This window comes from Leisingera sp. ANG-M7 (assembly GCF_000813965.1).
GTDB lineage: Bacteria > Pseudomonadota > Alphaproteobacteria > Rhodobacterales > Rhodobacteraceae > Leisingera.
The window spans coordinates 38,020-64,014 of the sequence record NZ_JWLI01000006.1 but is presented as its reverse complement, the minus strand read 5'-3'; the positions used below and the strand labels follow the sequence as shown (position 1 = coordinate 64,014).

The window sequence follows — 25,995 nt, the reverse complement described above, 5'->3', positions numbered from 1 at the left end:
TATTTTCCGGCTGCCGACGGCACCAGCACCTTAGGAAGCAAAATCAAGTCCGAATTCCGCCCGGCGTTTTCACCGGGTGCCGCGCTGGGGTCCCGCTATGTCCGATGACAGCTTCGTTCAGAAAGGCGCCGCTGCCAATCTCGCCATTCCGTTCGAGGGCGAGCCGCTGGATTTCTATTTCCTGCTGCTGCCGAAGGCGACGATGCTGCCGGTGGCCGCCGCCATCGAGCCCCTGCGCATTGCCAACCAGGTGACCGGAACCCGGCTGTACCGCTGGTACATCATGACAGAGGACGGCCAGCCGGTGCGCTGTTCCAACGGCATGGTGGTGACACCGGACACCCAATTGCAGCCGCTGCCCTCGGATTCGATGGGATTTGTCTGCGCCGGGGTTGAGCCCCACGCGGCTGCCAGCGAGGTCACCCTGAACTGGCTGCGCCGGGAAAGCCGGTTTGGCCGCTCCATCGGCGGCATCTGCACCGGCGCCTTTGCGCTGGCCCAGGCCGGGCTGATCAAGAACCACAAGTTCACCCTGCACTGGGAAAACCAGCCGGGGTTCCTGGAAAGCTACCCGAGCCTGGAGCCCTCCCCCAATATCTTTGAGATCTCCGGGCCGCTGATGACCTGCGGAGGCGGCAACGCGGCAACCGACATGATGCTGCACCTGATCGAGGAGCGCCACGGCAAGCAGCTGGCGATCATCGTCGCCGACATGTGCCTGCATGTGCGCTCCGGCGGCCAGGCGGCACCGCAGAAATCGAACTATGCGGTGGCCATCGGCAGCCGCAACCAGCGCTTGCTGAACGCCCTGCAACTGATGCAGGAATCGATCGAGGAGCCGCTGTCGATCGGCGACCTCTGCGACCGGCTGGACATCTCCCGCCGCCAGCTGGAACGGCTGTTCTCGCGTTATCTGAACCAGAGCCCGATGCACGTCTACTTCGACATGCGCCTCAGCCATGCTTTTGCGCTGATGAACGAAACCTCGATGAGCGTCACCGAAATCGCGCTGGCCTCCGGCTTCAACTCGGCAACGCATTTCTCGCGCCAGTTCAAGCGCAAATTCGGCGCCTCCCCGCATTTCTTCCGCAAAGGCTGGAGCTGACCGGATCTCTGCCGGATGGACAGGTGCTCATTTCACAAGTACCAAATTGGTAACTTTTCTTTTGGCCGTTCCGGGAAGTTCTGTTAAGCGCTCTTAAAAAATTCTGTTGATAATACGCACGGACTGCGCAATTCCGCTGTCTGCGCCGGTTTCAATAAGGGAGGAAGGCGCCCCGGTGCCACCTGGAGACGCAAGATGCCACTACCCGAGTTTTCAGCTGAAATGGATCCGGAACAGAAGGAGCAAATGGTCGCAAACGCTATCAAAGCTTCCAGTTTCCTAAAGGCGATCAGCCACCAGGGACGGCTGATGATCCTGTGCCATCTGGTCTCTGGCGAAAAATCCGTGACAGAACTTGAGCAACTGCTGTCCGCCCGCCAGGCTGCCGTCTCGCAGCAGCTCTCCCGCTTGCGCCTGGAAGGGCTGGTCATTCCGCGCCGCGACGGCAAGGCGATCTACTATCGTCTGGCAGACGATAAAGCCCGCCGCGTTCTGGAAGTAGTTTACGACATTTTCTGCAACGACGGCGATTGACGCCACCGGGCCGCGCAATACTCTGCAGTCCGGCGAAACCGCGCTAGCTGCCCCGCGCGGCACATCAACCGGAGCGCATCAATGAACCGCAGGCAGATCATAAATGACCCGCGAACCGGCAATAAGGCGGAAGCCTTTGAAGCCGCGGATGATCTTCCTTCGAACCCAAATCTTCAGCGTACCATCGGGGAGGTGATCGCCTCCCGCTACGGCCGCCGCGAGGTGCTGCAAGCGCTGCTTGGCACTTCCGCCGCCGCCACCCTCTTCGGTTCTGCCGCCTTCATCGGGTCCCGGCAAGCTGCGGCGGCGGTCTCAGGCGCGCAAGACCGCTACGTCTTTGACGAACTTGCTTGGGGCAACGACGAAACCCACCATGTTGCGGCCGGCTATGACGCGGACATCCTGCTGCGCTGGGGCGATCCCATCACCGCAGATGCGCCCGAGTTTGACGTGAGGAACCAGAGCGCCGCAGCCCAACTGCAGCAGTTCGGCTACAACAACGATTATGTCGGCTTCCTACCCCTGAACGCCGAAGGTACCCGCGGGCTGTTGTGCGTGAACCACGAATACACCAACGAAGAGGTGATGTTCCCCGGCCTGGGCCGCCAGGACAAGGCAGATTTTGCCGACATGACCAGGGAACTGACGGAGATTGAAATGGCTGCCCATGGCGGCTCCGTGGTGGAGATAGCCCGGAACCCGGATAGCAAATGGGCCGTTGTCCGCGACGGAAAGCTGAACCGCCGCATCTCGCCGCTGGACACGGTGATGGCCATTGACGGCCCCGCAGCCGGCCACCCGCGGCTTCAGACCGGAGCGGATCCAACAGGCCGCCAGGTCATTGGCACCCTGAACAACTGCGCCGGCGGAATGACCCCGTGGGGCACCTGGCTGATGGCAGAGGAGAACTTTCACGGCTATTTCTGGACCGGTCAACTCGACGCCGGAGGCGAGCCCGATCTTTCAGGCCAGCCGGAAGCCGTTCAGATGCGCCGCTACAACGTGCCTTCCATGTGGTATGCTTGGGGCAAATACCACGACCGTCTTAACATCGATAAAGAACCCAATGAAGTGAACCGCTTCGGCTGGGTTGTTGAGGTTGATCCGCTGGACCCGCACTCCGTGCCGGAGAAGCACACCGCGCTTGGCCGGTTTGCGCATGAGGGCGCGGAAAGCACCCTGTCCGCCGACGGACGCGTGGTGATCTACATGGGCGACGATGCCCGTTTCGAATATCTTTACAAATACGTCTCCCGCGGATCGGTTTCGCAGGATCGCGCCGCCGACTCCCGGCTTCTCTCCGACGGCACGCTCTATGCGGCTCGGTTTAACCCGGACGGCACCCTGCTCTGGCTGCCGCTGGAGCACGGCCACGGCCCGCTGACGGCAGAAAACGGCTTTGCCAGCCAGGCGGATGTGCTGATTGATGCCCGCCTGGCGGCGGATGCACTGGGCGCGACGCCGATGGACCGCCCCGAAGACGTCTCCCCCCGCGGCGACGGCACCGCCTTTGTGATGCTGACCAACAACTCCAGACGCAAACCCGGCCAGACCGATGCCGCCAATCCGCGGCCAGGCTCGGACTTCGGCCATATCATCGAGCTGAAGGAGGACGGCGGCGACCACGCCGCTACCCGCGGCAGCTGGTCCATCCTGGTGCAATGCGGAGACCCCGCGATTGCCGAAGTCGGCGCCCAGTGGAACCCGGAAACCTCGGAACACGGCTGGTTCGCCTCCCCCGACAATTGCGCAACAGACGCCGGGGGCCGCCTGTGGGTCGCCACCGACCAGGGCCGCAAGTGGGACAAGACAGGCAAGTCCGACGGGCTTTACGGCGTGGAGACCGAAGGGGATTTGCGCGGCCACTCCAAACTGTTCTTCCGCTGTCCCGTGGGGGCAGAGCTTTGCGGCCCATACTTCACCCCGGACAATGAAACCCTGTTTCTGGCGGTGCAGCACCCCGGAACCGACGGCACCACCAGCCTGAAGGGCTTTGAACGTGAGTCCACCTTCGAGGACCCGGCCACCCGCTGGCCGGATTTCGATCCCGCCATGCCGCCACGCCCCTCGGTGGTCGTGATCACCAAACAGGGCGGCGGCAGGATCGCAACCTGATCCCCGCGCGCCTGCTGCACGCAATTGTGAGCCTCAAAGCCGCTCCGCTGCATTTAGTATTGGCACTGACGCAACGGAGAACCCCATGTTTTTCAAACGCCTGACTGCCGCCCTGCTCCTCACCGCCGCAACTGCCTCCGCTGGCAGCATCACCCCGCGCGAGGGCTGGGCCGTGCATGATACTCCCAAGCCCTTCGAGCAGCTGATTTCAGACATCAAAACCGCTTCCAAGGCGCAAGGTCTTGGCGTCGTAACCCAGGCAGGCCCGACCCAGGCCGCCGCCGCCCGCGGCATTACCATCCCAGGCAACCGCGTGATCGGCCTTTTCAACAATGACTTTGCCGTCAAGATCCTCGCCCTGTCGACCGCAGCGATGATCGAGGCCCCCGTGCGGATGTATGTGACCGAAAACGCGGACGGCACCGCCACGCTTTCCTATAAACTGCCCTCCCATGTCTTTGCACCATATGCGGATGAGGGCGGTGCAGGCCTCGCGGCCCTGGCCGGCCAGCTCGACAGACGGTTTGCGCTGATCGCTGAACAGGCGCAGAAGTAACCCCTACTTTTTCTGGTCGCAAATACCCAAGACCCACCATTTGCGCCAAAATCCGCCGCAGCATTTCTCACACTAGCGTGAGAGGGCTTGCGCGCGGGTGCAGCCTTGGCAATCTGGCGCCAAATCAACGGATTGGACGGACAAGATGACGGAACCTTCACGCACAGCCGATGTTCTGGCCCGGCGGCTCTACGAGGCAGGCTGCCGCCATGCCTTCGGAATGCCCGGCGGCGAGGTGCTGACCCTGGTGGATGCGCTGACCAAGGCAGGCATCGCGTTTCACCTGGCCAAGCATGAAAACTGCGCCGGCTTCATGGGCGAAGGCGTGCATCATTCCGATGGCGCTCCGGTCATCCTGGTCGCCACCCTCGGCCCCGGCGCGCTGAACGGCATCAATGTGGTGGCCAACGCCCATCAGGACCGGGTGCCGATGCTGGTGCTGACCGGCTGCGTCGATGCAGCGGAGGAACAGAGTTACACCCATCAGGTGCTCGACCACCGCGCGGTCTTCACACCCATTACCAAGGCCACCTTCCGTCTGGACCCGGACGCTGCGGACCTGATCGCAGACAAGGCAGTTGCCATCGCAACTGAGCCGCGCAACGGGCCGGTGCATATCGACGTGCCAATATCGGTAGCAGATACGCCGGCCAGGGACCGCGGCATCCGCCGCGCGCTTGCAAGTGCCAGCGCGCCAAGCGGAGAAGCACTGGCGCAGGCGCGTTCCTGGCTGACAGCAGCCAAGCGTCCGGTAGCGGTGATTGGCCTCGACGCGCTGCAAGAGAATGCAGGCCCCGCAATCCGCGCCTTTGTCGAAAAGCACCAGATCCCGTTCGTCACCACATACAAGGCCAAGGGCATCCTTCCAGAAGACCACCCCCTCTGTCTGGGTGGCGCAGGCCTCTCGCCGCTGGCCGACAAGCACCTGCTGCCCATGGTGCGCGAGGCCGATCTGGTGCTCTCCATCGGCTATGACCCGATTGAGATGCGCCCTGGCTGGCGCAATGCCTGGAACGTGGAAACTCAGAACGTCATCGACATCGCGCCTGAGGCGAACACCCATTACATGCATCAAGCAGGCCTCAACTTCCTCACCGCCATCGCCCCCACGCTGGTGGCCCTGTCAGACGGTACTTCCCCGCGCGAAACCTGGACAAACAACCGCCCGGCTGAAGTCAAATCCGCGCTGGCAGTCGCCTTCCCGCAGGATCAGGACTGGGGCCCGGCCGGCGTCATCGCAGAATGCCGCGCGACCCTGCCGCCGGAAACCCTCGCCACTGCCGACAGCGGGGCCCACCGTATTCTGCTGAGCCAGATGTGGGAGTGTTCCGAACCGCGCGGGCTGATCCAATCGTCCGGCCTCTGCACCATGGGCTGCGCGGTGCCAATGGCCGTCGGACGCAAGCTGGCGCAGCCGGACAGGCCCGTGGTCAGCTTCTCCGGCGATGCAGGTTTTCTGATGGTCGCTGGCGAGCTTGCCACCGCCGCGGAACTGGGCGTGGCCCCCATCTTTGTGGTCTTCGCCGATGCCAGCCTTGCCCTGATCGAACTGAAACAGCGCCAGCGCCAGCTTGCCAATGGCGGTGTGGACTTCGCCGCGCATGATTTTGCCGCGATGGGCCGGGCCTTTGGCGGCAACGGCATGACAGTCACCAACCGCGCCGCATTACGCGCAGCCCTGCAGGACGCGCTGACAGCAGACACCTTCACCGTCATCTCGACTGTGATCGACCGCGGAGGCTACGATGGCCGCATCTGACATGCTCCCCCACGGCGCGCTGAAGGGCGTCAAGGTACTGGACCTCTCCCGCATTCTGGCAGGCCCGACCTGCACCCAGCTCCTGGGCGACCTCGGCGCCACGGTGATCAAGGTGGAAAACCCCAAGACCGGCGGCGACGACACCCGCCAATGGGGGCCGCCCTATGTGGTGGATGCGGACGGGCAGCAATCAGACCTATCCGCCTATTTCATGGCCGCCAACCGCAACAAGCGCTCCGTTGCCATTGATATCGCAACAGAAGAAGGCCAGCAGGCCATCCGGCGCCTGGCGGCAGAGGCCGATATCCTGATAGAGAATTTCAAACCCGGCGGGCTGGCGAAATACGGACTGGACTATGCCAGCCTCAAGGACGATCTCCCCGCCCTGATCTACTGCTCCATTTCGGGATACGGCCAGACCGGCCCCAACAGCCACAAGCCCGGCTATGACATCATGGCCCAGGGCTTCGGCGGCATCATGTCGCTGACCGGAGAACCGGACGGCCAGCCGATGAAGGCAGGCGTCGGTATCGCCGATGTGATGTGCGGCATGTATGCCTGCATCGGCATCCTTTCGGCCCTTCACCACCGCGGGAAAACCGGCGAAGGCCAGCAGATCGATCTGGCACTGGTCGACGCCCAGATCGCCTGGCTGATCAACGAGGGCGTGGCCTATCTGAACACCGGCCAGAACCCCAAGCGCCGCGGCAACGAACATCCTAGCATTATGCCTTATGGCGTCTATGAAACCTCCAACGGCCATGTGATCCTGGCCGTGGGCAACGACAGCCAGTTCCGGCGCTTCATGGAATTCCTGAAGCTCGAGGGCCTGGCGGAAGACCCCCGCTTCGCCACAAACCCGGCCCGTCTGCAATACCGCGACGCCCTGAACAACGTGCTGATACCTTCGGTGCAGCGTTTCACCACGGATGAAGTTCTGGACGCCATGGAAGCCCGCAAAGTCCCAGCTGGCCCAGTGCAGACCCTGGACACCCTGTTTGCCACTGGTCAGGTCGCAGCACGGAACATGGCAATCGGCATGGAGACCGAAGCAGGTCCGGTAAAGCTGCTGGGCAACCCTCTGAATTTCTCTCGCACGCCAGTCACATACCGCCATGCGCCGCCCCAGTGCGGCGAGGGCACTGAGGAGATTCTGGGCTCAGATGCCCCCTTCGGGTCAGCCTAACCGCCGAAATCCGCGGCAGCATTCCGCCAAGTGTTACAATTTCCGGCAAAACACCGCCAAACCGGCGGTGTTTTTTTAGTTTTCAGCCTAGGTCTCTTGCAGAATTTTCCCGGAAAATCCTACACATCCGGCGAATTTCAAAGCTGAGTGCACACAGCCCATCACCAAACCGCGAGCGGGGTTCGCCCGGACCGTTACGATGATCTACTCTCCATCGGGACAGGAACCCGCGCTTCATTTGACAAAGATTGGACCCCCATGATGCTTGATATTTTCGGCCAGGAGAGCAGCCTGACTGACACCACCGCACTGCAGAGTTGGAACGCCGTGCAGCTGGGGGTTCTGGCCCATGCCGCCGTCACCGCAGATCATCTTGGCGTGGTGCTCAAGGCGTCACCGGAATTTGCCCTGGCACATGCCATCAAGGGATTGTCGCTGCTGATGCTTGGGCGCAGCGAACTGCTGCCGACTGCGCGCGAGGCGCTGCGGGACGCCAAGGCGGTCTATGAGGCCGCCCTGCCCCGCGAACGGAAATACGTCGACGCGCTGGAGAACTGGCTTGCCGGCCTTCCCAGCCTGGCCATCCAGCGGATGGAGGAAGTGCTGGACGTCTTTCCACAGGACACGCTGGCCATGAAACTGAGCCACGGCATCCGTTTCATCATGGGTGACCCCGCTGGCATGCGTGCTTCCATCGAACGGGTACTGCCAAGCTATGACCCGGATCACGCAGGCCGCGGCTACCTCTTGGGCTGCCACTCCTTTGCGTTGGAGGAAACCGGCGAATACGAACGCGCCGCCAACGCCGGACGCCAGGCACTGTGGATGGCACCGGACGATGCCTGGGGGCTGCACGCCGTTGCCCATGTCCACGATATGACCGGCAACGCAGCGGCCGGGCTGGAATGGCTGCATGGCCGCGAGGAGGCCTGGGCCCATTGCAACAACTTCCGCTACCACGTCTGGTGGCACAAGGCGCTGATGCATCTGGACCTTGGCCAGATGGACGAGGCCATTGCGCTCTATGATACCGAGGTCCGCAAGGACAAAACCGATGACTACCGCGACATCTCCAACGCAACCTCGCTTTTGATGCGGCTGGAGCTTGAAGGCGTCAGTGTCGGTGCCCGCTGGGAGGAGCTGGCGAATCTCTGCGCCAGCCGGACTGAGGACGGCAGCCTCATTTTCGCCGATCTGCACTACCTCCTGGCTCTGACCGGCCACCGCAAGGAAGACGCGCACAAACTGGTTCAGCGGATTCACGCCGATGCCAGCGCCGGCGGCAGCGAGGCGAAAGAGCGGATGGCAGCCCCCGGATGCGCCGCCGCAGACGGGCTGGAAGCCTTCGGAGACGGTAATTATAAGGCTGCATTCGAGAATTTATCCACAGCCCGCGCCACGCTGCAGCTGGCCGGCGGCAGCCACGCGCAACGCGATGTTTTCGAACGGATAACCATCGACTCGGGCCTGCGTGCAGGACGTCTTGACGAAGCTGAAGCAATCCTTGATGACCGCCGCGTCAAGCGCGGCGGCACCGAGGACAATTACGCCCTGGCCCGGCGCGCTCTGATCGCCCAGGGCCGGAACTCTCCCGACGCCGCAAGCGTTCCCGCCGAATAAGACCCTTCAAGGACCAAAACGACCCATGTCCAGCGTTGCGCCCTTCCCCGGGCCTCAGAAAGACCCCAGTGCTGCCAATCGTGCAGCGCCCCCGCCGCAGGCGGCCCAGCCGCGCGTCCGCGACCCGCGGCTCGACTTCTACCGCGGCATCGCGATGTTCATCATCCTGGTGGCGCATGTCCCGGGCAACCGCTGGGCCAGCTGGATCCCAGCCCGCTTCGGCTTCTCCGACGCAACCGAGATCTTTGTCTTCTGCTCAGGCATGGCCTCGGCCATCGCTTTTGGCAGCTTATATGCCAAGCAAGGCTGGTGGCTGGGCACCGCTCGGGTCGTGTTCCGCTGCTGGCAGGTCTACTGGGCCCACATCGGCCTCTTCTTCTTCCTCGCCGCCTCGATGGCGATGCTGGATCTCTACGGAGGCTTCGACAAGAGCTACATTGGGTCTTTGAACCTGCACTGGTTCTTCACCAACACGGTGCAGCAGCTCACCGGGCTCTTCACCCTTACCTATGTGCCGAACTACTTCGACATCCTGCCGATGTACCTTGTGGTTCTGCTGCTGATGCCGCTGATGATGGGGCTGGAGAAGGTAGGCCTGTGGTCCGTGGCTGCCGCCAGCATCCTGATCTGGCTCACCGCCAACCCCTACATGATCGGCCTGGGCCCGGACGGCATCTCCTTCACGGCGGAACCCTGGTCGGAGCGTGAATGGTTTTTCAACCCGCTCGGCTGGCAGCTGCTGTTCTTCACCGGCTTTGCCTTCATGAAAGGCTGGCTGCCTGCACCGCCGGTCTCCAAGGCGCTGGTGATCCTGGCCGCCGCATTCCTGATCCTCTCCGCCCCCTTCGGCTCCTGGAAAGTCTTCCTGTGGGTGGAAGCGGCGAACAAAGATCTGGCCAGCCTGATCCGCCCCACCTGGGAGATCACCGCGGAGTGGCGCGAGAAGACCGACTTCGGCCTGCTGCGCTATGCCCATTTCCTCTCGCTGGCTTATCTGGGCTGGGTGGCTGCGGGCGCCGGCGGCAAGCGGCTCATTGCCACCGGCCATTCGCTGGCTGCGCGCATCTGGGCGGTTTTGCTGAAGCTGATCACCAAGGTCGGCCAGCAATCGCTTGCGGTGTTTGTTTTTTCGATGGCTCTGGCCCGTTTCATCGGCTTTGCGCTTGACCAGACCGACCGCGCGGTTATGACCACGGCATTCGCCAACCTGGTTGGCTTTTTCCTAATCATTGTCTGCGCTTACACCGCAGCTTGGTTCAAGTCGCAACCTTGGAGAGCCAAGCGATGAGCTTTTTTACCCGCCGCACATTCCTGGCTGCTGCATTGGGCAGCACCGCCCTGGCAGCACTGCCCGGCACGGCCAGCGAGGCCGTGCCGTTCACCCGCGACATCGTGGTTGCCAAGGCCCGCGCCCTGGCCGCCGCGGATTATGCGGAACGCCCCACCGTGCCGAAGGACTGGCTGGATCAGTCCTATGATGATTACAAGGCCCGCTGGTTCCGCACCAAGGATGCGCTTTGGGCCGGGACAGACCGCAGCTACAACGTCGATTTCTTCCTGCCCGGCCTCTATTTCCCGCGCGCCATCCAGATCAACACCGTGGCAAACGGATTGTCTGCCCGGGTGCCCTTCGACCTGTCGCTCTTCGACAAGTCCGACAAAGCCCCCGATCTGACCACCGAAGGCGACCTGGGCTACTCCGGCCTGCGCCTGCGCACTGAGCAGTCCGAACCCGGCAAGAAGACCGAATTCTGCGTCTTCCAGGGCGCCAGCTACTTCCGCGCCATCGGCACCGGCAACGCCTACGGTCAGTCGGCCCGCGGCCTGGCGCTCAAGACCGCCGACCCCGAAGGCGAGGAGTTCCCCGAGTTCATAGAATTCTGGCTGGAGGCCCCCGCCCCCGGCCAGCGCCACGTGGTGGTGCATGCGCTGATGGACTCGCCCTCCGTCACCGGCGCCTACCGCTTTACCATCACTCCCGGCAGCAGCGCCGTGATGGATGTGGAGGCAACGCTGTTTGCCCGCGAAGACCTGACCCACGCAGGACTTGCACCGCTTACCTCGATGTTCCTGTTCGACGCCAAGAACCGCCACGACTTCGACGATTTCCGCCCGGCGGTGCACGACACCGACGGCCTGCTGGTGCAGAACGGCAATGGCGAAACCCTGTGGCGGCCGCTCTCCAACCCGAAACGCCTGCAAGTATCGTCCTTCGTTGACGAAAACCCGCGCGGCTTCGGTCTGATGCAACGCGCCCGCAAGCTGTCGGACTTCAACGACCTCGAAGCCTTTTACCACAAACGCCCCTGCCTGTGGGTCGAACCCAAGCAGGACTGGGGCAAAGGTGCCGTTACCCTGGTGGAAATCCCCGCGGACAAGGAAATTTACGACAACATCGTCGCCTACTGGCGCCCGCGTGAGCCCTATGCAAAGGGAAGCGAAATCAGGCTCGACTACCGCCTCACCTGGGGCAGCGAACCGTCCCTGCCCCTGCCGCGTGTGCTGTCCACCGCCGAGGGCGCCCGCATCTTCGGCGGGCCGGGCCGGATCATCACCATCGACTTCGATTCGCACCCGCTGCTCGACGGCGATCCGGAGGATCTTGACGTTCACATCCACTCTCCCCATGTGGCCGCCAGCGACGGCGTGCTGCAGCGCAACCCGGAAACGGGCGGCATGCGCCTCGCTTTCTACTTCGATCCCGAAGACCGGGATCACATCGAATTTCGCGCCCAGCTCAGGAAAGACGGCAACCCCGCTTCCGAGGTCTGGCTTTACAGGTGGACCGCATGACCGCATGTGATCTGATGCCCCCGGAACAGCCCTTGGCGATGCCGGAACAGGACTTCAGCAAGGACTTCCGTGATGCTGAAGCCCCAGGCGCCGCCGCGCCGCGTCAGGTGGCACTCTGGCGCCTGCTGGCGTTTTCGCCTGCGATGGCCGCAACCGGTGTCCTGACCTGGGTCATGGGCGGCTGGTTCACCGATGGCGGCTTCTCGGTGCTGGAGACGATCCTGCTGGCGCTGATCGCCTTCAACTTCTTCTGGATCGCCTTCACCGTCTCCACCGTGCTCTTGGGCCTCTACAGCCTCTCGCGCCGCGAGCGCACCGCCACCCGCGGCGCTGCGCGCCCGATGAAGGTGGCGCTCCTGATGCCGGTCTACAACGAGGTGCCCTGGTATGTGCTGGGCAACGCCCAGACCATGCTGCAGGAACTGCACGGCCGCGGCGGCCTGCACGAGTACGCAATGTTCATCCTGTCGGACACCCGCGACGACGCCATTGCCGCGCAGGAACGCGCCAGCGTCGAGGCGCTTCGCACCATGCTTCCGGAAGGCACTGAGCTTTACTACCGCCGCCGCGACGACAACGAGGGCCGCAAGGTCGGCAATATCTCCGACTGGGTGCGCCGCTGGGGCGCAGGCTATGAGGCGATGCTGGTGCTGGACGCCGACAGCCTGATGACCGGCCGCGCCATCGCCCGGCTGGCCGATGCGCTGGCCCGCGACCCCGGCGCCGGCCTGATCCAGAGCTACCCGCAGCTGATCGGCGCCCAGTCAGTCTTTGGCCGCATGCAGCAGTTTGCCAACGGCGTCTATGGGCTCGCGCTGGCCGAGGGCCTGGCCCGCTGGGCAGGGCACGAGGGCAACTACTGGGGCCACAACGCCATCATCCGCACCCGTGCCTTTGCCGCATGCGCCGGCCTGCCGCTGCTGCGCTCGCGCTTCGGCGGCGGCGAGAAGCTGATCATGAGCCACGATTTCGTCGAGGCAGGCCTCTTGCGCCGGGCCGGCTGGTCGGTGCGCTTCCTGCCCCGCATCCGCGGTTCCTATGAGGAAACGCCCGCCACCCTGATCGACCACATCCTGCGAGACCGCCGCTGGTGCCAGGGCAACCTGCAGCATCTGAACCTGCTGCACGCCAAAGGCTTCCGCGCAATCTCCCGCTTCCACCTGTTTGCAGGCGCGATCGGTTACCTCATGGCGCCGGTCTGGTTTGCGCTGTTGGTTCTCTGGGCGGTGATCGGCCGCAGCGAAGAGGCGTCCGTGATCAGCTACTTCAGCGAAGCCAACCCCTTCCGCCCCAGCTGGCCCGACATGTCCGAACCCAAGCATGTGCTGGTGATCATTCTGATCTACGCCATGCTGCTGGCGCCCAAGATGCTGGCCGCAATGGCGCTGCCGTTGACCGGCAGCCGGTTTTCCGAATACGGCGGCCCGGTGCATTTCGCGCTGTCCTTTGTATCCGAGGTGGTGCTGGCCATCCTCTATGCGCCGATCCTGATGGTGCAGCAGATGATCGCGGTGTTCCGCACCGCCCTTGGTCTCCAGCGCGGCTGGGCACCTCAGGCGCGCGACGGCGGCAGCTACTCGCTGCGAACGCTGGCCGCCTGCCACGCGCTGGAAACCGTCAGCGGTGTTGCGCTCTGGGCCGGGATCCTGACCGGAACCGTGTCGCTGTGGCTGGCGCCTATCGCCCTGTCGCTGGTGCTGGCGGTGCCGCTCTCGGCTCTCTCCGGTGTCAAGACCGTGAACCGCATCCGCAATTGGATGGCCACGCGGGAGGAGTTCACCGAACCCCAGATCACCCGCGCCGCCCGTGCCGCCCGCGCCGACCTGAAAGCCCTGCTTGACGGCAGCAACGCCCGCGGAACCCCTGCAGAGTAGACGCCGCAAACAAGGAACTCCCGCGCCCGCAGGATGCCCCGGCTGTTGCCGGTTCACCTTGGCAGCCTTGGGCCCGGCGCCGCGCTGATGCGCGGCGCGGTTGGTGCCAAATGCAAACGCAGCGCGCCCGGAAGGGCGCGCTGCCAGGCCCAACGCTTTGCCGGAATTTTTTGATTTACAGGTCAAAGGGGCGGGAGGCCGCCGCGGCACGCCTCGCCGCCAGCTTCAGCGCACCGCGGGCTGATCCTCGAACCACTCCGCCATCAGCCCTGCCCAGCCCTTGGGCACCATATGGCCGCCGTCAAACAGCACCAGTTCAATATCCGCCCCCGGCCCGCAGTCCCAGCGGCGGCGCATGAGGCCCCCGGTGCTCCACGCCCTGTCCGGCGCATGAAAGGTGCAAGCGTTGGCTTCCCGCCAAACTTCCAATGCGGCAAAGACATCGCCCTGCTCAAACCGGCCTCCGCCCAGGACGCGCCCCTCCAGCGGCACCACCTCGTCGCGCCAGCCATGAACCTGCAACAGCCGCAGCGGCCCTGCGCAGCGCTCCGGCTGCGGCCGCCAGAAGGCGCCGGAAACCGGCGCATAGGCGGCAAAGGCAGCCGGGTCGCGGCAGGCCAGGTAATGCACCATGAAGGCACCGGCCGAGAAACCGGCCAGCACCGTCTGCGAACGGGATGTGCCGAACCGCTCTGCCGCATCCGCCAGCACCGCGGCAAAGAAGGCGCCCTCGTCCCGCCCCCCGGTGAAGGGGCCGAAACCCCAGGACTGCGGGCCGCTGCCGCCCCGCCTCTGCCCCTCCGGCGCAATCACCGCATAGCCGCGCTGCGTCAGCCCCTCGATCATATCCTTGTTGCGCAGAACACTGCCGCCGCTGCCGCCATAACCGTGCAGAAACATCACCACCGGCACGGCGCTCGCTGCAGTTTTCTGGTCCGGCAGAACGATATGATACGCACCTTCCTCCACACTGCAGGCGTCCTGCTCCTTCCCGCATCCTGCGGAGGCTGCATTCCCCCAGGCGGCAGCCAGCATCGCGGCAGCCACTGCGTTTCTCAGCCCCCGCTTCATCCGTTCCACCGCGCCACCGGCAGGTTGCCCGCGATCCATCCCGGCCCGGCGGCTGAGCCCAGCATCCCCTCCGGAACATCGATCACATGGGTATAGCCAGCCTCCGCCAGCATCAGCGTCACCCGCGCCGACCGCACCCCTCGGGCGCAGATCAGCGCCACCGGCACCGACGGATCCGGCCCGGCCACCGCCTGCAAGGCTGCAATGAAATCCTCCCGCCGCATGTCAATCTGGTGGCTGCCGACAGGCACACCCGATGCGCGCCACTCCTGAGGCGTGCGGATATCCACCAGGGTAATCTCGCCTGCCTGCGCCTGCGCATAAGCCTCCGCCGCTGTCAGCCGCGGGTGGGCGTGATCGGGCGGCTGGCGGCGCTGCCACCAGAAGCCAAAACCAGCCGCCGCCGCGGTGCCTCCCAGCAGCATCAGCCGCCGGGTGAGCTTCGGGTTCCCTGGTTCCACGTCTGCCATCCTGCCTCCGCTGCCGCTTGTTCCTCACCGGTCTAGCAGCCCGATGGCCATTGATCACCAGAAACAGGCAAAATCCGCCGGTCAAGTTCTTGTTATTGCGCGCCTGCTGCCCAATTATGCCCGTAACGAGCGTATTCACTCTGCCTTTGGCTGCGGCATTCCCGCCGCAATCGGGGCGGCGGGGGTGGTTCTGAGCAACAAAATTGCTTAGCACTGGTCCAAAAACGACGCGCCAACCCGACAGGAGACTTGCACGTGTCCCTTTTCCTGATTGCGGCCCTGCCCTTTATCGGAGCCGTCTTTCCCGCGCTATTGATCCGCGCCGGACGCAATGCGGCCGCCTCCGCTGCCGGGCTGACCACCCTGCTCGCTTTCATCGGGCTGATGCTGCACATCCCCGCCGTGTTCCGCGGCGAGACGGTTTTTGCCGCGGTGGACTGGCTGCCCGCCCTTGGCCTTAACGCGCATTTCTTCCTTGATGGCCTTGGTTTCCTGTTTGCCGCAATGATCCTGGGCATCGGCCTCCTGATCATCCTCTATGCCCGTTACTACCTGTCGCGCGAAGACCCGATGGGCCAGTTCTACAGCTACCTTCTGCTGTTCCAGGGCGCGATGGTGGGCATCGTTCTGTCCGACAACATCCTGCTGCTTCTGGTGTTCTGGGAACTGACCTCACTCAGCTCCTTCCTGCTGATTGGCTATTGGAAGCACCTGCCCGAGGGCCGTCAGGGCGCCCGCATGGCGCTGACCGTCACCGGTTCCGGCGGGCTGGCGATGATCGCCGGCATGCTGATGCTGGGCCACATCGCGGGCTCCTATGATCTCAGCGTCATTCTCCAGAACAAGGAAGCGATCCAATCATCGGATCTCTACCTGCCCGCACTGATCCTGATCCTCTTGGGCGCCTTCACCAAATCGGCGCAATTCCCGTTCCACTTCTGGCTGCCCCACGCCATGGCCGCCCCGACACCGGTCTCGGCCTATCTGCACTCCGCCACCATGGTAAAGGCCGGGCTGTTCCTGATGGCCCGCCTGTGGCCGGTGCTGGCCGGCACGCCGGAGTGGTTCTACATCGTTGCCACCACCGGCCTTGTCACCATGCTGATCGGCGCGGTAATCGCGCTCTTCAAGGATGACCTCAAGGCTCTGCTGGCCTTCTCCACCGTCAGCCACCTGGGCCTGATCACCATGCTCTTGGGCTTTGGCACCAAGATCGCCGCGGTGGCCGCAGTATTCCACATCATCAACCACGCTACTTTCAAGGCGGCGCTGTTCATGACCGCGGGCATCGTCGACCATGAGGCGGGCACCCGTGACATCAAACGCCTTGGCGGCTTGCGCCACCTGATGCCGGTGACCTTCACCATCGGCACGGTGGCGGCGCTGTCGATGGCAGGCATCCCGCCCCTCAATGGCTTCCTCTCCAAAGAGATGATGCTGGAGGAAACCGCCCATACCATCTGGAACGGCTCGCATCTGATCGTGCCCGCCCTGGCAACTGTGGCGGCGCTGTTCTCAGCTGCCTATTCCTTCCGCTTCATCTCCCATGTCTTCCTCGGGCAAAAGCGCGAGGATTACCCCGCCCACCCGCATGACCCAAACACTGGCATGTGGATCGGCCCGGCCTTCCTGGTGCTGCTGGTGGTGCTGATCGGCCTCGCCTCGGCCAAGATCGCCGGCCCGATGGTCGCCACTGCCGCCGGCGCCGTCATTGGCGGCGGCGAGCTGCCATATTACTCGCTCAAGCTCTGGCACGGGCTGACCCCGGCGCTCTACATGTCGGTCGCCGCCACCATCGGCGGCCTGACCCTGCTGGCGTTGCACAAGCCCCTTCAGCGGGGCTGGAACGCCCTGCCGCGGCCAGAGGCCAAGACCATTTTCGAAGCCCTGATCGGCGCTCTCACCCGTATCAGCCAATCCGTGACCGAAGGCCTGCACAACGGTGTCCTGACCCGTTACGCGGCGATCATGATCACCTTCACCGTTGCCATCAGCTATTTCGCTTACCTCGGCGGCACATTGGGGGCTGAAACCCGCCAGCTGCAGGAACCGGGCGCGCTGCCGGTTGTCGGCTGGTTTGCACTGGTGGTCGCAACCCTCTTCATCGTTGCCAAGCACCGCAACCGCCTGCTGTCGCTGGTGCTGATCGGCGTGGTGGGCCTGGTGGTCTCGATGTCCTTCAACTACCTCTCCGCCCCCGACCTGGCGCTGACCCAGATCTCGGTTGAGGTGGTCACCATCATCCTGATGCTGCTGGCCTTGAATTTCATGCCCAAGGAAACCCCGGTCGAGACCCCGGCCCTCACCCGCTTCCGCGACGGGGCAATTGCGGTGGTGGCGGGCCTGGGTGCCGGCGGGCTAATCTATGCCCTCCTGATGCGCGACTTTGCCTTCCCGACGATCTCGGACTTCCACCTCGCCAATTCCTACAAGGGCGGCGGTGGCACCAATGTGGTGAACGTGATCCTGGTCGACTTCCGCGGCTATGACACCTTTGGCGAGATCATCGTGCTGGGCATCGCCGCAATGGTAATCTTTGCCCTGACCGAGGCGGTGCTGAACTCCAAGGTCCGCGCCTATCTCCTGAACCGCAAGCCCGACCTGCCGCAGGCAGGCGACGCCCATCCGCTGATGATGGTGGTAGCAACCCGGGTGATGATGCCGCTGGCGCTGATGGTCGCCGCCTATATCTTCTTCCGCGGCCACAACCTGCCGGGCGGCGGCTTCATCGCAGGCCTGGTCGCAGCAATCGCCATCATCATGCAGTACATGGCCTCCGGCTTTGCCTGGGCGACCGAACGGCAGCGCTACCCCTACCATGCCATCATCGGCTCAGGCGTGCTGATCGCCGCCGCCACCGGCATGGGCGCCTGGTTCAACGGCAAGCCGTTCCTGACCAGCGATTTCGGCTACCTGCACTGGCCGCCGCTGGAAGAGTTCGAATGGGCCACCGCCGCGCTGTTTGACCTCGGCGTCTTCCTGGCCGTGGTCGGCGCGGTGCTGCTGGCGCTGGAAAGCCTGTCGCGCTTCGCCTGGCAGCCGGGCATCAGTTCCGAACACGCAATGGACATCAACCCGGCACGCGACGAAGCGGCCAAGACCGGGACGGAGGGATAACCATGGAACTTCTCGTTGCCTCTGCCGTGGGCATCCTGACGGCGGCCGGTGTCTACCTGATCCTGCGCCGCCGCAGCTTCCCGGTGATTCTGGGCCTGTCGCTCCTGACCTATGCGGTCAACGTGTTCCTGTTTGCCACCGGCAGGCTGGTCACCGGCGCGCCGCCGATCCTCAACAAGTATGAGGAGGTCGCCTATACTGATCCGCTGCCGCAGGCGCTGGTGCTGACCGCAATCGTGATCTCCTTCGGCATGACCGCCGTGGTGGTGATGATCGCGCTGGGGGCGTATCTGTCGTCCCGTGACGACGCTACCGCAATGCCGGTTGAGGCAGACGGCGCCGAGGAGGAGGCATGATGGAACACCTGCTGATCGCACCGGTGGTTCTGCCCGCCCTTGTTGCGCCCTTCATCATCATGGTGCTGCGCCACCACCTGGACCTGCAGCGGATCTTCTCGCTGGCCAGCGCGGTGCTGCTGGCAGGCGTCACCCTGGCGCTGGCCGCACAGGCCGCCGATGGCACCGTCAAAGTCTACGAACTGGGCGACTGGCCCGCGCCCTTCGGCATCGTCCTGGTGCTGGACCGGCTGTCGGCGATGATGATTGTGCTGACCTCGCTCCTGGCCCTGCCGGTGCTGCTCTATGCCATCGGTTCCGGATGGGACACCCGCGGCAGTAACTTCCACGCGCTGTTCCAGTTCCAGCTGATGGGCATCATGGGCGCCTTCCTGACCGGCGACGCCTTTAATCTGTTTGTCTTCTTCGAAGTGCTGCTCATCGCCTCCTACGGGCTGATGATCCATTCCGGCGGCACCCGGAGGTTTCAGGCAGGCGTGCAGTATGTGGTGTTCAACCTCCTGGGCTCCACCCTGTTCCTGTTTGCGCTCGGCACGCTCTATTCCGTCACCGGCACCCTGAACATGGCCGACCTCGCCGTGAAGGTCGCCCAGATCCCGGCAGAGGACACCGCCCTCCTGCGTGTCGGCGCGGTGATGCTTCTGCTGGTATTTGCCATCAAGGCATCCCTCCTGCCGCTGCATTTCTGGCTGCCTTCGGCCTATGCCAACGCGCCGATGCCGGTGGCGGCGCTCTTTGCCATCATGACCAAGGTCGGCGCCTATTCGATCCTGCGCATCTATACGCTGGTCTTCGGCCCCGAGGTCGAAGCCACCGCAGGCTTGACCGAAAGCTGGCTGCTGCCCGCGGCCCTCTTGACCCTCGGCGCCGGCGCCATCGGTGTCCTCGGCTCAAAGAAGCTGGGCCGCCTCGCGGCCTTCGGCGCCATCGCCTCCATGGGCACGCTCTTGATCGCGATCTCCTTGTTCACCCAGACCGCCGCCGCGGCTGCGCTTTACTACCTGGTGCATTCCACCCTGGCAGCGGCGCTGTTGTTCCTGGTCGCCGACCTGGTGATGGAGCGTCAAGGCCAGTGGATCCTGCCGCAGCTGCCGATGCCGCAGACCGGACTGATCTCGGCCCTGTTCTTTGCCGCCGCAATCGCATTGGCGGGGATGCCGCCGCTGTCGGGCTTCCTGGGCAAACTGCTGGTGCTGGACGCCACCCGCGGCGCCGCGCTGGCGCCCTGGATCTGGGGTATCATCCTGATCGGCTCGCTTGTCACCATCATCGGCATGGCGCGTGCAGGCTCGCTCCTGTTCTGGAAAGGCCACGGCCTGACACCTGAGGATACGGACACCAGCGCAGAGCCGCCCGTTGACACATTGCCCGCCCAGCCGGCACAGCTGCCCTTCGTGGCCTGCTTCGGCCTCCTTGGCGGCCTGGTGGCGCTCACTGTCTTTGCAGGTCCCGCCACCCGCTATGCTGAGGCAACGGCCGCGCAGCTCTATGCGCCGTCGGCCTATATCGACACCGTTTTGGGGAGGACCGCGGAATGAAACTGATCTGGCGGCTGTTCCCGCACCCGTTTCTCACCCTTCTGCTGACCCTCACCTGGCTGCTGATGGTGAACCGCTGGTCGCTGAACTCCTTGGTCTTCGGCTTCCTGCTGGGGGTGGTGATCCCCTTCGTGACCCAACCCTTCTGGCCCAACCGGCCCAACCTTCGCCGCCCGTTCAAGATCGCGGAATACATCCTGGTTGTGCTGCTGGACATCGTGCAGGCCAACATCATCGTCGCCCGCATCGTGCTGTTCAAACCCAACGCCGACCGGCGCCCCAACTGGATCACCATCCCGCTGGACCTGAAAACGCCGGAAGCAATCACCGCCCTTGCCGGCACCATCACCATGACGCCCGGCACCCTTTCGGCGGACGTCTCGGATGAGGGCCACGCCCTGCTGGTCCACTGCCTCGATGCCCCCAACCCCGACGCGGTGCGGGATGAAATCAAACAGCGCTACGAGCGCCGGCTGATGGAGATTTTCGAATGATCGAAAGCGCTGCCACCTTCGCCTTCGCCTGTTTCGCGCTCGCCATGCTGATGAACCTCTGGAAGGTCGTCACCGCCCCCGATGTGGCCGACCGCATCCTGGCGCTCGACACCATGTTCATCAACGCCATCGCCCTGATGGTGCTTTACGGCATGGCGCTGGGAACTGAGATCTTCTTTGAGGCCGCAATGATCATCGCGATGCTCGGCTTTGTCTCCACCGTGGCCTACGCGCGCTTCATCCTGCGCGGCAACATCATCGAGTAAGGGGCAGAAAGATGGAAACCCTGTTTGAATTCCTCGTCGCCGCCTTCCTGGTAACCGCCGGCATCTTCGGCATTGTCGGCTCCTTTGGGCTGATCAAGCTGAACGACCAGATGTCCCGCCTGCACGCCCCGACCAAGGCCACGACCCTTGGCGTCGGTGGCGTGCTCTTGGCCTCCATGCTGCACGCAGCTGCGTTTGAGAAATACTTCTCCTACCATGAACTGATGATCACGCTGTTCCTGTTCCTGACCGCACCGATCACGGCAAATTTCATTGCCAAGGTGCACATCCACCGGCAGGAAACCCGCGATACCATGCCAGAGGCCGGCGGCGACGATCACTGGGCCACCCATGACACGCCCGAGGATGAGGAACGCCGCAGCGCGGAACAGACGCCGCCCGCCGAAGACTAACCGCACAGCACTCAGGAAGGCCTGACCCGTGATCGACACCTCCCGCCTGCCGCTGACCCGTGACCTGGTTCTGGTGGGCGGCGGCCACACCCACGCGCTGGTCTTGCGCAAATGGGGCATGAAGCCCCTGCCCGGCGCCAGGCTGACGGTGATCAACCCCGGCCCAACCGCGCCCTATTCCGGCATGCTGCCCGGCTTTGTGGCAGGCCATTACCAGCGGGATGAGCTGGACATTGACCTCGTGCGCCTCGCCCGTTTTGCCGGCGCCCGCGTGGTGCTGGGCGCGGCAGAACATATCGACACCGCCGCCCGGCTGGTGCATGTGCCGGGCCGCCCGCCGATTGCCTATGACGCCGCCTCCATCGACATCGGCATCACCTCCGCCATGCCGGACCTGCCGGGCTTTGCGGACCACGGCATCCCGGCCAAGCCGCTGGGCCGCTTCGCCGCCCGCTGGGCTGCCTTTCGCGACGGCGATGGCCCCGCCCATGTCGCGGTGATCGGCGGAGGCGTCGCCGGGGTGGAGCTGATCCTCGCGATGGCCTATGCCCTCAAGTCCTGCGGCCGCCTCGCTCAAGCAACGCTGATCGACAGTGACCAGGCCTTACGCGCAATCGGCGAAAAGGCCCGCCAGACCCTGCGCCGCGCCTTGGTCGAACAGGGCGTGCGGCTCGAGGAAAACGCAGCGATAGAACGTATCGAAGACGGCTACATCACGCTGCAGGACGGGCGGGAGATCCTCTCGGATTTCACCACTGGCGCCGCGGGCGCCCGCCCCTATGGCTGGCTGGCGGACAGCGGATTGGACCTGAACGACGGTTTCATCCGTGTCGGTGAAACCTTGCAAACCTCTGATCCGCAGGTCTTTGCCACCGGCGACTGCGCCCATATGGAGTTCGCCCCGCGCCCCAAGGCCGGCGTCTACGCTGTGCGCCAGGCGCCGGTGCTCTACCACAACCTGCGCGCCCTGATGACCGGCGATCCGCTGCGCAGCTACAAACCTCAGAAGGACTACCTGAAACTGATCTCCATGGGCTCAAGGGAGGCGCTTGGCGAGCGTTTCGGCACTACCCTCTCTAGCCCACTGATGTGGACATGGAAGGACAGGATCGATCAGGCCTTCATGGAAAAATTCCGCGACCTGCCCGCCATGGATGCACCGGACCTGCCCGCCGAACACACCCTCGATATGGAGCAGGCACTGGGGGACAAGCCCATGTGCGGCGGCTGCGGCGCCAAGGTCGGGCGCGACGCGCTGCTCGGCACGCTTGCAGGAATTTCTAGCACGGACCGCGACGACATCACACCGCTGCCCGGCGACGACGCGGCGCTGCTGACCACCGGCAACGTCAAACAGGTGATAAGTACCGATCACCTGCGCAGCTTCACCAATGACCCGGTGCTGATGACCCGCATCGCCGCAGTCCACGCGCTTGGCGACATCTGGGCGATGGGGGCGGAACCGCAGGCCGCCACCGCCAACCTGATCCTGCCGCGCATGTCCCCCGCCCTGCAGGCCCGCACCCTGGCAGAGATCATGGATGCCGCCTCTGCCGTCATGCAAAACGCCGGCGCCGCTATCATCGGCGGCCATACCTCGCTGGGGGATGAGCTGACCATCGGCTTCACCGTCACCGGCCTTTGCCGCCGCCCTGCAATCACCCTCGCCGGCGCGCTACCCGGCGATGCGCTGATCCTGACCAAGCCCCTCGGCTCCGGCGTTCTGATGGCCGCAGAGATGGCCGGCGAAGCCAAGGGAGACTGGGTGGCGGCTGCGCTGGAGCAGATGAGCCAGCCGCAGGGCACCGCCGCCCGCATCCTGCAGGACGCCCACGCGATGACCGACGTCACTGGCTTCGGCCTCCTGGGCCATCTGCTGGGCATCTGCGAAGCGTCCCGCACCGGGGCAGAGCTGTCCGCCGGCAAGATCCCCCTGATGCAAGGTGCGGCGGAACTTGCGGACCGCGGCATCCGCTCCACACTGTTTCCCTCCAACCAGGCCGCCCTGCCGGAGCTGACGACAACCGGCTGGCAGGACCTGCTGTTCGACCCGCAAACCGCCGGCGGCCTGCTGGCAGCTGTGTCCCCCGGTCAGGCAGATGAACTGCTGGTGAAACTCACCGCAGCCGGATACCCGGCCGCCCTCATCGGCAGGATCACGGAAATTTCCGGTAAGATCACCCTCAGCGCCTGACCGCCGCGCGCCAGCGCGGCGCCACGCCCAACGGGAGCGGGGCCGCGCAGAGGCCCCGGCGACGGGCGGGAGAGCTTCTGTCAGAGACCGGACATGACTTCCGCCACCTGCACTGCGGCGGCATTCAGGCCTGCTTCATCCAGCGTATCGGCTTCGACCGTGGCGGCGACCTCCGCGCCAATAGCTGCGCGGGACTTGCGGTAGGCGGGGTCGTAATGCTCCACCATCAGCGCTTCGGTCAAAGCAGCCTTGTCGCCTGCCTCGATGCTGGCAAACCAGCCGTCCACCACCGCGCCGGAGCGGTGCGCGCGCAGGGCGCCCAGCTTGCCGCGCAGCTTGTCCGTATCCGACAGGATATCGTCATAGGCATCCACCAAGTAGCGGCAGCGCGCCGCCACCGGCACCTGCAGTTCGATCCGCAAGGCTTGCTTCATCGCGTCCCAGACTGCAGGCGGAATGATCCGCTGGCCGATCTTGCTGGATTCCGCCTCCACCAGCACCGGGCGGGCGGGATCGAGCTTCATGAGCGCCCCCGCCAGAGCGGACTCAAACCCCTTCTGCGAGGGCTGCGGTGTCGGCATATCGCCCAGCAGCGAACCGCGATGGTTGGCCAGCCCCTCCAGGTCCAGCACCTGCACCCCCAGGTCACCGGCGCGCTTCAGCACCTCGGTCTTGGCGGAGCCGGTATAGCCGTCCAGCGCCACCAGCCGGTGCGGCAGCGCGGATTGATAGAGCGCCGCATTCACCAGACGGCGGTAGCTCTGATAGCCGCCCTCCACCACCTCTGCGCGCCAGCCGATCTGCTGCAGCATCCAGGTGAAGGAGCCCGACCGCTGGCCGCCGCGCCAGCAATAAACCAGCGGCTTCCAGCCGCCCTCGTGGTGGCTCAGACGCTGTTCGATGTGATTCGCCGCGTTGCGGAACACCAAGGCCGCGCCCAACTTGCGCGCCTTGAACGGGCTGTCCTGCACATAGATGGTGCCGACCTCAGCCCGCTCCTCGTTGTTCAGCACCGGCAGGCTGATCGCTCCCGGCACATGATCCTCGGCATATTCCGCCGGGCTGCGCACGTCGATCACGGTGTCGAACCCGTGCGCGTAGAACTCTTGCAATGAGGTGAATTTCAGCGCCATGGCCCATGCCTACCGCGCTCCATGCGCAAGGAAAAGCCGCAAATGCCGCCGCCGCGGCGATAAGTCTTGCGCGCATTGCGCACAGGGCGCTATGGCATTCCTCGCGAACAGATCACGCCCGCGCGCTCTGCCGGGAACCAGACCGCCAAGGACCCGAAAGGCCATGACCACTGACCCGTTGGACATCCACACCCTGCCCGGCCACCTGATCCGGCGGTTGCACCAGATTTCCGTCGCCCAGTTCATGGACCGCATGGCAGCTGAAGGCATAGATCTGACGCCCGTTCAGTTCGCTGCAATGGCCGCCATCCACCGCCATCCTGGCATCGACCAGGCCTCGGTTGCAGGCCTCATCGCCTATGATCGCGCGACTCTGGGCAAAGTGGTGGACCGGCTGGTGGACAAGGGGCTGGTGCAGCGATGCGTCTCCAAGGCCGACCGCCGTGCCCGCGAGGTCAGCCTGACCCAAGACGGCGAGGCCCTGCTGGAACACATCCTGCCCATCGTGCGGGCGTCCCAGCCCGGCATTCTGACCGGCCTTACGGAAGCCGAGCAGGAAACCTTTGTGGCGCTGCTGCAAAAGGCGACACTTGCAGGCAACGACCTCAGCCGCGCACCGCAGCGCGACCTGCCCGCCCGCCACGCCGCCGAGTAGCCTTCAGATCAGCTGCCCGCGCGGGATATCCTCCTCCCCGAACGGCTCGATCAGCTCCGGCCCCTCGGCGCGGTTGGAGTTCACCGCCGGATCCACCCGGTGGAAGTCCAGCACGCCCTCTGCCCCCGGCTGCATCAGCCGGGCGGCGCCATGGCCCTCCTCCCCCAGCCATTTGCCCCACTCCCCGGGTTCCAGGATCAGCGGCATCCGGTGGTGGATGCCAGACAGCCCCTGATTGGCGGCCGTGGTGACAATGGCGCAGGTCTTGACCGGATCAGCATCGCCCCAGCTTTGCCATACGGCGGCAAAGGCGATCGGGGCCGCATCGCTGCGATAGATGTACCAGGGCAGCCGGGCGCCCTCCTCCGACTTGGTCCATTCATAAAACCCGGTGGCCGGGATCAGGCAGCGCCGCTCGCGGGCTGCGGCGGCAAAGGCGGGTTTTTCCGCAATTGTCTCGGCCCGTGCGTTGATCAGCAGCGGACCGGCAGTCTCGCTCTTGTACCAATGCGGCAGAAACCCCCAGCGCATCGAGACCAGCTGCCGCCCGGCATCACCAGTCTGAACCACGTGCACCGGGTTCGTCGGGCAGACGTTGAAATCCGGCGTCTTTGGCAGATCATTTGCCGGCTGCGCCGCAAACAGCTGCGCCATTGCATCCGTGGGCAGGGTTATGGCAAATCGTCCGCACATGCTGATTTCTAACCCGGGCCGGGGCGCATTTGCAAAACCTGCCGCGGCTCCTG

23 protein-coding genes are annotated in these 25,995 nt (G+C 64.5%); 19 read left to right on the top strand and 4 right to left on the bottom strand.

Features of this window, described 5'->3' with window-relative positions:
• The first annotated feature begins 97 nt into the window (after nucleotides 1-97).
• The 10 genes from RA26_RS07750 (at nucleotide 98) to mdoH (ending at nucleotide 13,542) form a co-directional block, all read left to right on the top strand.
• On the top strand, nucleotides 98-1,105 hold the full coding sequence (locus RA26_RS07750) for a GlxA family transcriptional regulator (RefSeq protein ID WP_039182297.1): 1,008 nt from the start codon (nucleotides 98-100) through the stop codon (nucleotides 1,103-1,105).
• 195 nt (nucleotides 1,106-1,300) lie between these two features.
• A complete protein-coding gene (locus RA26_RS07745) occupies nucleotides 1,301-1,639 on the top strand; it encodes an ArsR/SmtB family transcription factor (RefSeq protein WP_039182294.1) in 339 nt (112 codons plus the stop codon).
• An 81-nt stretch (nucleotides 1,640-1,720) separates the two neighbouring features.
• Nucleotides 1,721-3,754, top strand: a complete 2,034-nt coding sequence (locus RA26_RS07740; RefSeq protein ID WP_039182290.1) for a PhoX family protein — start codon at nucleotides 1,721-1,723, stop codon at nucleotides 3,752-3,754.
• 85 nt (nucleotides 3,755-3,839) lie between these two features.
• Complete coding sequence (locus RA26_RS07735) at nucleotides 3,840-4,310, top strand: DUF302 domain-containing protein (RefSeq protein WP_039182287.1); 471 nt, start codon at nucleotides 3,840-3,842, stop codon at nucleotides 4,308-4,310.
• A gap of 145 nt (nucleotides 4,311-4,455) precedes the next feature.
• Nucleotides 4,456-6,069, top strand: coding sequence for a thiamine pyrophosphate-binding protein (locus RA26_RS07730; RefSeq protein ID WP_039182284.1), 1,614 nt, complete (start codon nucleotides 4,456-4,458; stop codon nucleotides 6,067-6,069).
• Entirely contained in the window at nucleotides 6,056-7,255 is a 1,200-nt protein-coding gene (locus tag RA26_RS07725) for a CaiB/BaiF CoA transferase family protein (protein WP_039182281.1), read from the top strand. Before RA26_RS07730 ends, RA26_RS07725 begins: the two co-directional genes overlap by 14 nt.
• A 258-nt stretch (nucleotides 7,256-7,513) precedes the next feature.
• Complete coding sequence (locus RA26_RS07720; protein ID WP_039182280.1) at nucleotides 7,514-8,875, top strand: tetratricopeptide repeat protein; 1,362 nt, start codon at nucleotides 7,514-7,516, stop codon at nucleotides 8,873-8,875.
• 25 nt (nucleotides 8,876-8,900) lie between these two features.
• Nucleotides 8,901-10,163, top strand: coding sequence for an OpgC family protein (locus tag RA26_RS07715; RefSeq protein ID WP_039182277.1), 1,263 nt, complete (start codon nucleotides 8,901-8,903; stop codon nucleotides 10,161-10,163).
• Nucleotides 10,160-11,668 (top strand): glucan biosynthesis protein, encoded by a 1,509-nt coding sequence (locus RA26_RS07710; RefSeq protein ID WP_039182274.1) that lies wholly within the window; start codon nucleotides 10,160-10,162, stop codon nucleotides 11,666-11,668. The genes RA26_RS07715 and RA26_RS07710 overlap by 4 nt, the downstream gene beginning before the upstream one ends.
• Nucleotides 11,665-13,542, top strand: a complete 1,878-nt coding sequence (gene mdoH, locus RA26_RS07705; protein ID WP_039183335.1) for a glucans biosynthesis glucosyltransferase MdoH — start codon at nucleotides 11,665-11,667, stop codon at nucleotides 13,540-13,542. The genes RA26_RS07710 and mdoH overlap by 4 nt, the downstream gene beginning before the upstream one ends.
• 225 nt (nucleotides 13,543-13,767) lie before the next feature.
• Here mdoH and RA26_RS07700 read toward each other — a convergent pair whose 3' ends face one another.
• On the bottom strand, nucleotides 13,768-14,613 hold the full coding sequence (locus RA26_RS07700; RefSeq protein WP_039182271.1) for an alpha/beta hydrolase family esterase: 846 nt from the start codon (nucleotides 14,611-14,613) through the stop codon (nucleotides 13,768-13,770).
• On the bottom strand, nucleotides 14,610-15,083 hold the full coding sequence (locus RA26_RS07695; protein ID WP_039182268.1) for a rhodanese-like domain-containing protein: 474 nt from the start codon (nucleotides 15,081-15,083) through the stop codon (nucleotides 14,610-14,612). Before RA26_RS07695 ends, RA26_RS07700 begins: the two co-directional genes overlap by 4 nt.
• A gap of 43 nt (nucleotides 15,084-15,126) precedes the next feature.
• Here RA26_RS07695 and RA26_RS22940 point away from each other — a divergent pair, with 43 nt between their 5' ends.
• The 8 genes from RA26_RS22940 to selD are packed head-to-tail and all read left to right on the top strand — an operon-like array spanning nucleotide 15,127 to nucleotide 23,461.
• Nucleotides 15,127-15,294, top strand: coding sequence for a hypothetical protein (locus RA26_RS22940; RefSeq protein WP_193747599.1), 168 nt, complete (start codon nucleotides 15,127-15,129; stop codon nucleotides 15,292-15,294).
• A 44-nt stretch (nucleotides 15,295-15,338) separates the two neighbouring features.
• Entirely contained in the window at nucleotides 15,339-18,200 is a 2,862-nt protein-coding gene (locus tag RA26_RS07690; protein ID WP_039182266.1) for a monovalent cation/H+ antiporter subunit A, read from the top strand.
• A 2-nt stretch (nucleotides 18,201-18,202) separates the two neighbouring features.
• Nucleotides 18,203-18,556 carry a Na+/H+ antiporter subunit C gene (locus tag RA26_RS07685; RefSeq protein ID WP_039182262.1) on the top strand — a complete coding sequence of 118 codons (354 nt, stop codon included), beginning with the start codon at nucleotides 18,203-18,205 and terminating at the stop codon, nucleotides 18,554-18,556.
• Nucleotides 18,556-20,094: a monovalent cation/H+ antiporter subunit D gene (locus RA26_RS07680; RefSeq protein ID WP_039182259.1), complete on the top strand. Its 1,539-nt coding sequence runs from the start codon at nucleotides 18,556-18,558 to the stop codon at nucleotides 20,092-20,094. Before RA26_RS07685 ends, RA26_RS07680 begins: the two co-directional genes overlap by 1 nt.
• On the top strand, nucleotides 20,091-20,588 hold the full coding sequence (locus RA26_RS07675) for a Na+/H+ antiporter subunit E (RefSeq protein WP_039182251.1): 498 nt from the start codon (nucleotides 20,091-20,093) through the stop codon (nucleotides 20,586-20,588). The genes RA26_RS07680 and RA26_RS07675 overlap by 4 nt, the downstream gene beginning before the upstream one ends.
• A complete protein-coding gene (locus RA26_RS07670; protein ID WP_019295814.1) occupies nucleotides 20,585-20,854 on the top strand; it encodes a K+/H+ antiporter subunit F in 270 nt (89 codons plus the stop codon). Before RA26_RS07675 ends, RA26_RS07670 begins: the two co-directional genes overlap by 4 nt.
• Nucleotides 20,855-20,865: 11 nt before the next feature.
• On the top strand, nucleotides 20,866-21,267 hold the full coding sequence (locus RA26_RS07665) for a Na+/H+ antiporter subunit G (protein WP_039152027.1): 402 nt from the start codon (nucleotides 20,866-20,868) through the stop codon (nucleotides 21,265-21,267).
• Between the two features lie 31 nt (nucleotides 21,268-21,298).
• Nucleotides 21,299-23,461, top strand: a complete 2,163-nt coding sequence (selD, locus tag RA26_RS07660) for a selenide, water dikinase SelD (protein WP_039183333.1) — start codon at nucleotides 21,299-21,301, stop codon at nucleotides 23,459-23,461.
• Between the two features lie 80 nt (nucleotides 23,462-23,541).
• Here selD and mnmH read toward each other — a convergent pair whose 3' ends face one another.
• Nucleotides 23,542-24,594, bottom strand: a complete 1,053-nt coding sequence (gene mnmH / locus RA26_RS07655; RefSeq protein WP_039182248.1) for a tRNA 2-selenouridine(34) synthase MnmH — start codon at nucleotides 24,592-24,594, stop codon at nucleotides 23,542-23,544.
• Between the two features lie 163 nt (nucleotides 24,595-24,757).
• Between mnmH and RA26_RS07650 the strand changes: the two genes are divergently transcribed.
• Entirely contained in the window at nucleotides 24,758-25,249 is a 492-nt protein-coding gene (locus RA26_RS07650) for a MarR family winged helix-turn-helix transcriptional regulator (protein WP_039182246.1), read from the top strand.
• 3 nt (nucleotides 25,250-25,252) lie between these two features.
• On the opposite strand, the gene RA26_RS07645 is transcribed toward RA26_RS07650, so the two are convergent.
• Nucleotides 25,253-25,942 (bottom strand): SOS response-associated peptidase, encoded by a 690-nt coding sequence (locus RA26_RS07645; protein ID WP_039182244.1) that lies wholly within the window; start codon nucleotides 25,940-25,942, stop codon nucleotides 25,253-25,255.
• Between the last annotated feature and the right edge of the window lie 53 nt (nucleotides 25,943-25,995).

What these genes read in the sequence shown, in the direction of transcription:
- RA26_RS07750 (WP_039182297.1), top strand. Translation starts at nt 98, where the DNA reads ATGTCCGATGACAGCTTCGTTCAGAAAGGCGCCGCTGCCAATCTCGCC.
- RA26_RS07745 (WP_039182294.1), top strand. Translation starts at nt 1,301, where the DNA reads ATGCCACTACCCGAGTTTTCAGCTGAAATGGATCCGGAACAGAAGGAG.
- RA26_RS07740 (WP_039182290.1), top strand. Translation starts at nt 1,721, where the DNA reads ATGAACCGCAGGCAGATCATAAATGACCCGCGAACCGGCAATAAGGCG.
- RA26_RS07735 (WP_039182287.1), top strand. Translation starts at nt 3,840, where the DNA reads ATGTTTTTCAAACGCCTGACTGCCGCCCTGCTCCTCACCGCCGCAACT.
- RA26_RS07730 (WP_039182284.1), top strand. Translation starts at nt 4,456, where the DNA reads ATGACGGAACCTTCACGCACAGCCGATGTTCTGGCCCGGCGGCTCTAC.
- RA26_RS07725 (WP_039182281.1), top strand. Translation starts at nt 6,056, where the DNA reads ATGGCCGCATCTGACATGCTCCCCCACGGCGCGCTGAAGGGCGTCAAG.
- RA26_RS07720 (WP_039182280.1), top strand. Translation starts at nt 7,514, where the DNA reads ATGATGCTTGATATTTTCGGCCAGGAGAGCAGCCTGACTGACACCACC.
- RA26_RS07715 (WP_039182277.1), top strand. Translation starts at nt 8,901, where the DNA reads ATGTCCAGCGTTGCGCCCTTCCCCGGGCCTCAGAAAGACCCCAGTGCT.
- RA26_RS07710 (WP_039182274.1), top strand. Translation starts at nt 10,160, where the DNA reads ATGAGCTTTTTTACCCGCCGCACATTCCTGGCTGCTGCATTGGGCAGC.
- mdoH (WP_039183335.1), top strand. Translation starts at nt 11,665, where the DNA reads ATGACCGCATGTGATCTGATGCCCCCGGAACAGCCCTTGGCGATGCCG.
- RA26_RS07700 (WP_039182271.1), bottom strand. Translation starts at nt 14,613, where the DNA reads ATGAAGCGGGGGCTGAGAAACGCAGTGGCTGCCGCGATGCTGGCTGCC.
- RA26_RS07695 (WP_039182268.1), bottom strand. Translation starts at nt 15,083, where the DNA reads ATGGCAGACGTGGAACCAGGGAACCCGAAGCTCACCCGGCGGCTGATG.
- RA26_RS22940 (WP_193747599.1), top strand. Translation starts at nt 15,127, where the DNA reads ATGGCCATTGATCACCAGAAACAGGCAAAATCCGCCGGTCAAGTTCTT.
- RA26_RS07685 (WP_039182262.1), top strand. Translation starts at nt 18,203, where the DNA reads ATGGAACTTCTCGTTGCCTCTGCCGTGGGCATCCTGACGGCGGCCGGT.
- RA26_RS07680 (WP_039182259.1), top strand. Translation starts at nt 18,556, where the DNA reads ATGGAACACCTGCTGATCGCACCGGTGGTTCTGCCCGCCCTTGTTGCG.
- RA26_RS07675 (WP_039182251.1), top strand. Translation starts at nt 20,091, where the DNA reads ATGAAACTGATCTGGCGGCTGTTCCCGCACCCGTTTCTCACCCTTCTG.
- RA26_RS07670 (WP_019295814.1), top strand. Translation starts at nt 20,585, where the DNA reads ATGATCGAAAGCGCTGCCACCTTCGCCTTCGCCTGTTTCGCGCTCGCC.
- RA26_RS07665 (WP_039152027.1), top strand. Translation starts at nt 20,866, where the DNA reads ATGGAAACCCTGTTTGAATTCCTCGTCGCCGCCTTCCTGGTAACCGCC.
- mnmH (WP_039182248.1), bottom strand. Translation starts at nt 24,594, where the DNA reads ATGGCGCTGAAATTCACCTCATTGCAAGAGTTCTACGCGCACGGGTTC.
- RA26_RS07650 (WP_039182246.1), top strand. Translation starts at nt 24,758, where the DNA reads ATGACCACTGACCCGTTGGACATCCACACCCTGCCCGGCCACCTGATC.
- RA26_RS07645 (WP_039182244.1), bottom strand. Translation starts at nt 25,942, where the DNA reads ATGTGCGGACGATTTGCCATAACCCTGCCCACGGATGCAATGGCGCAG.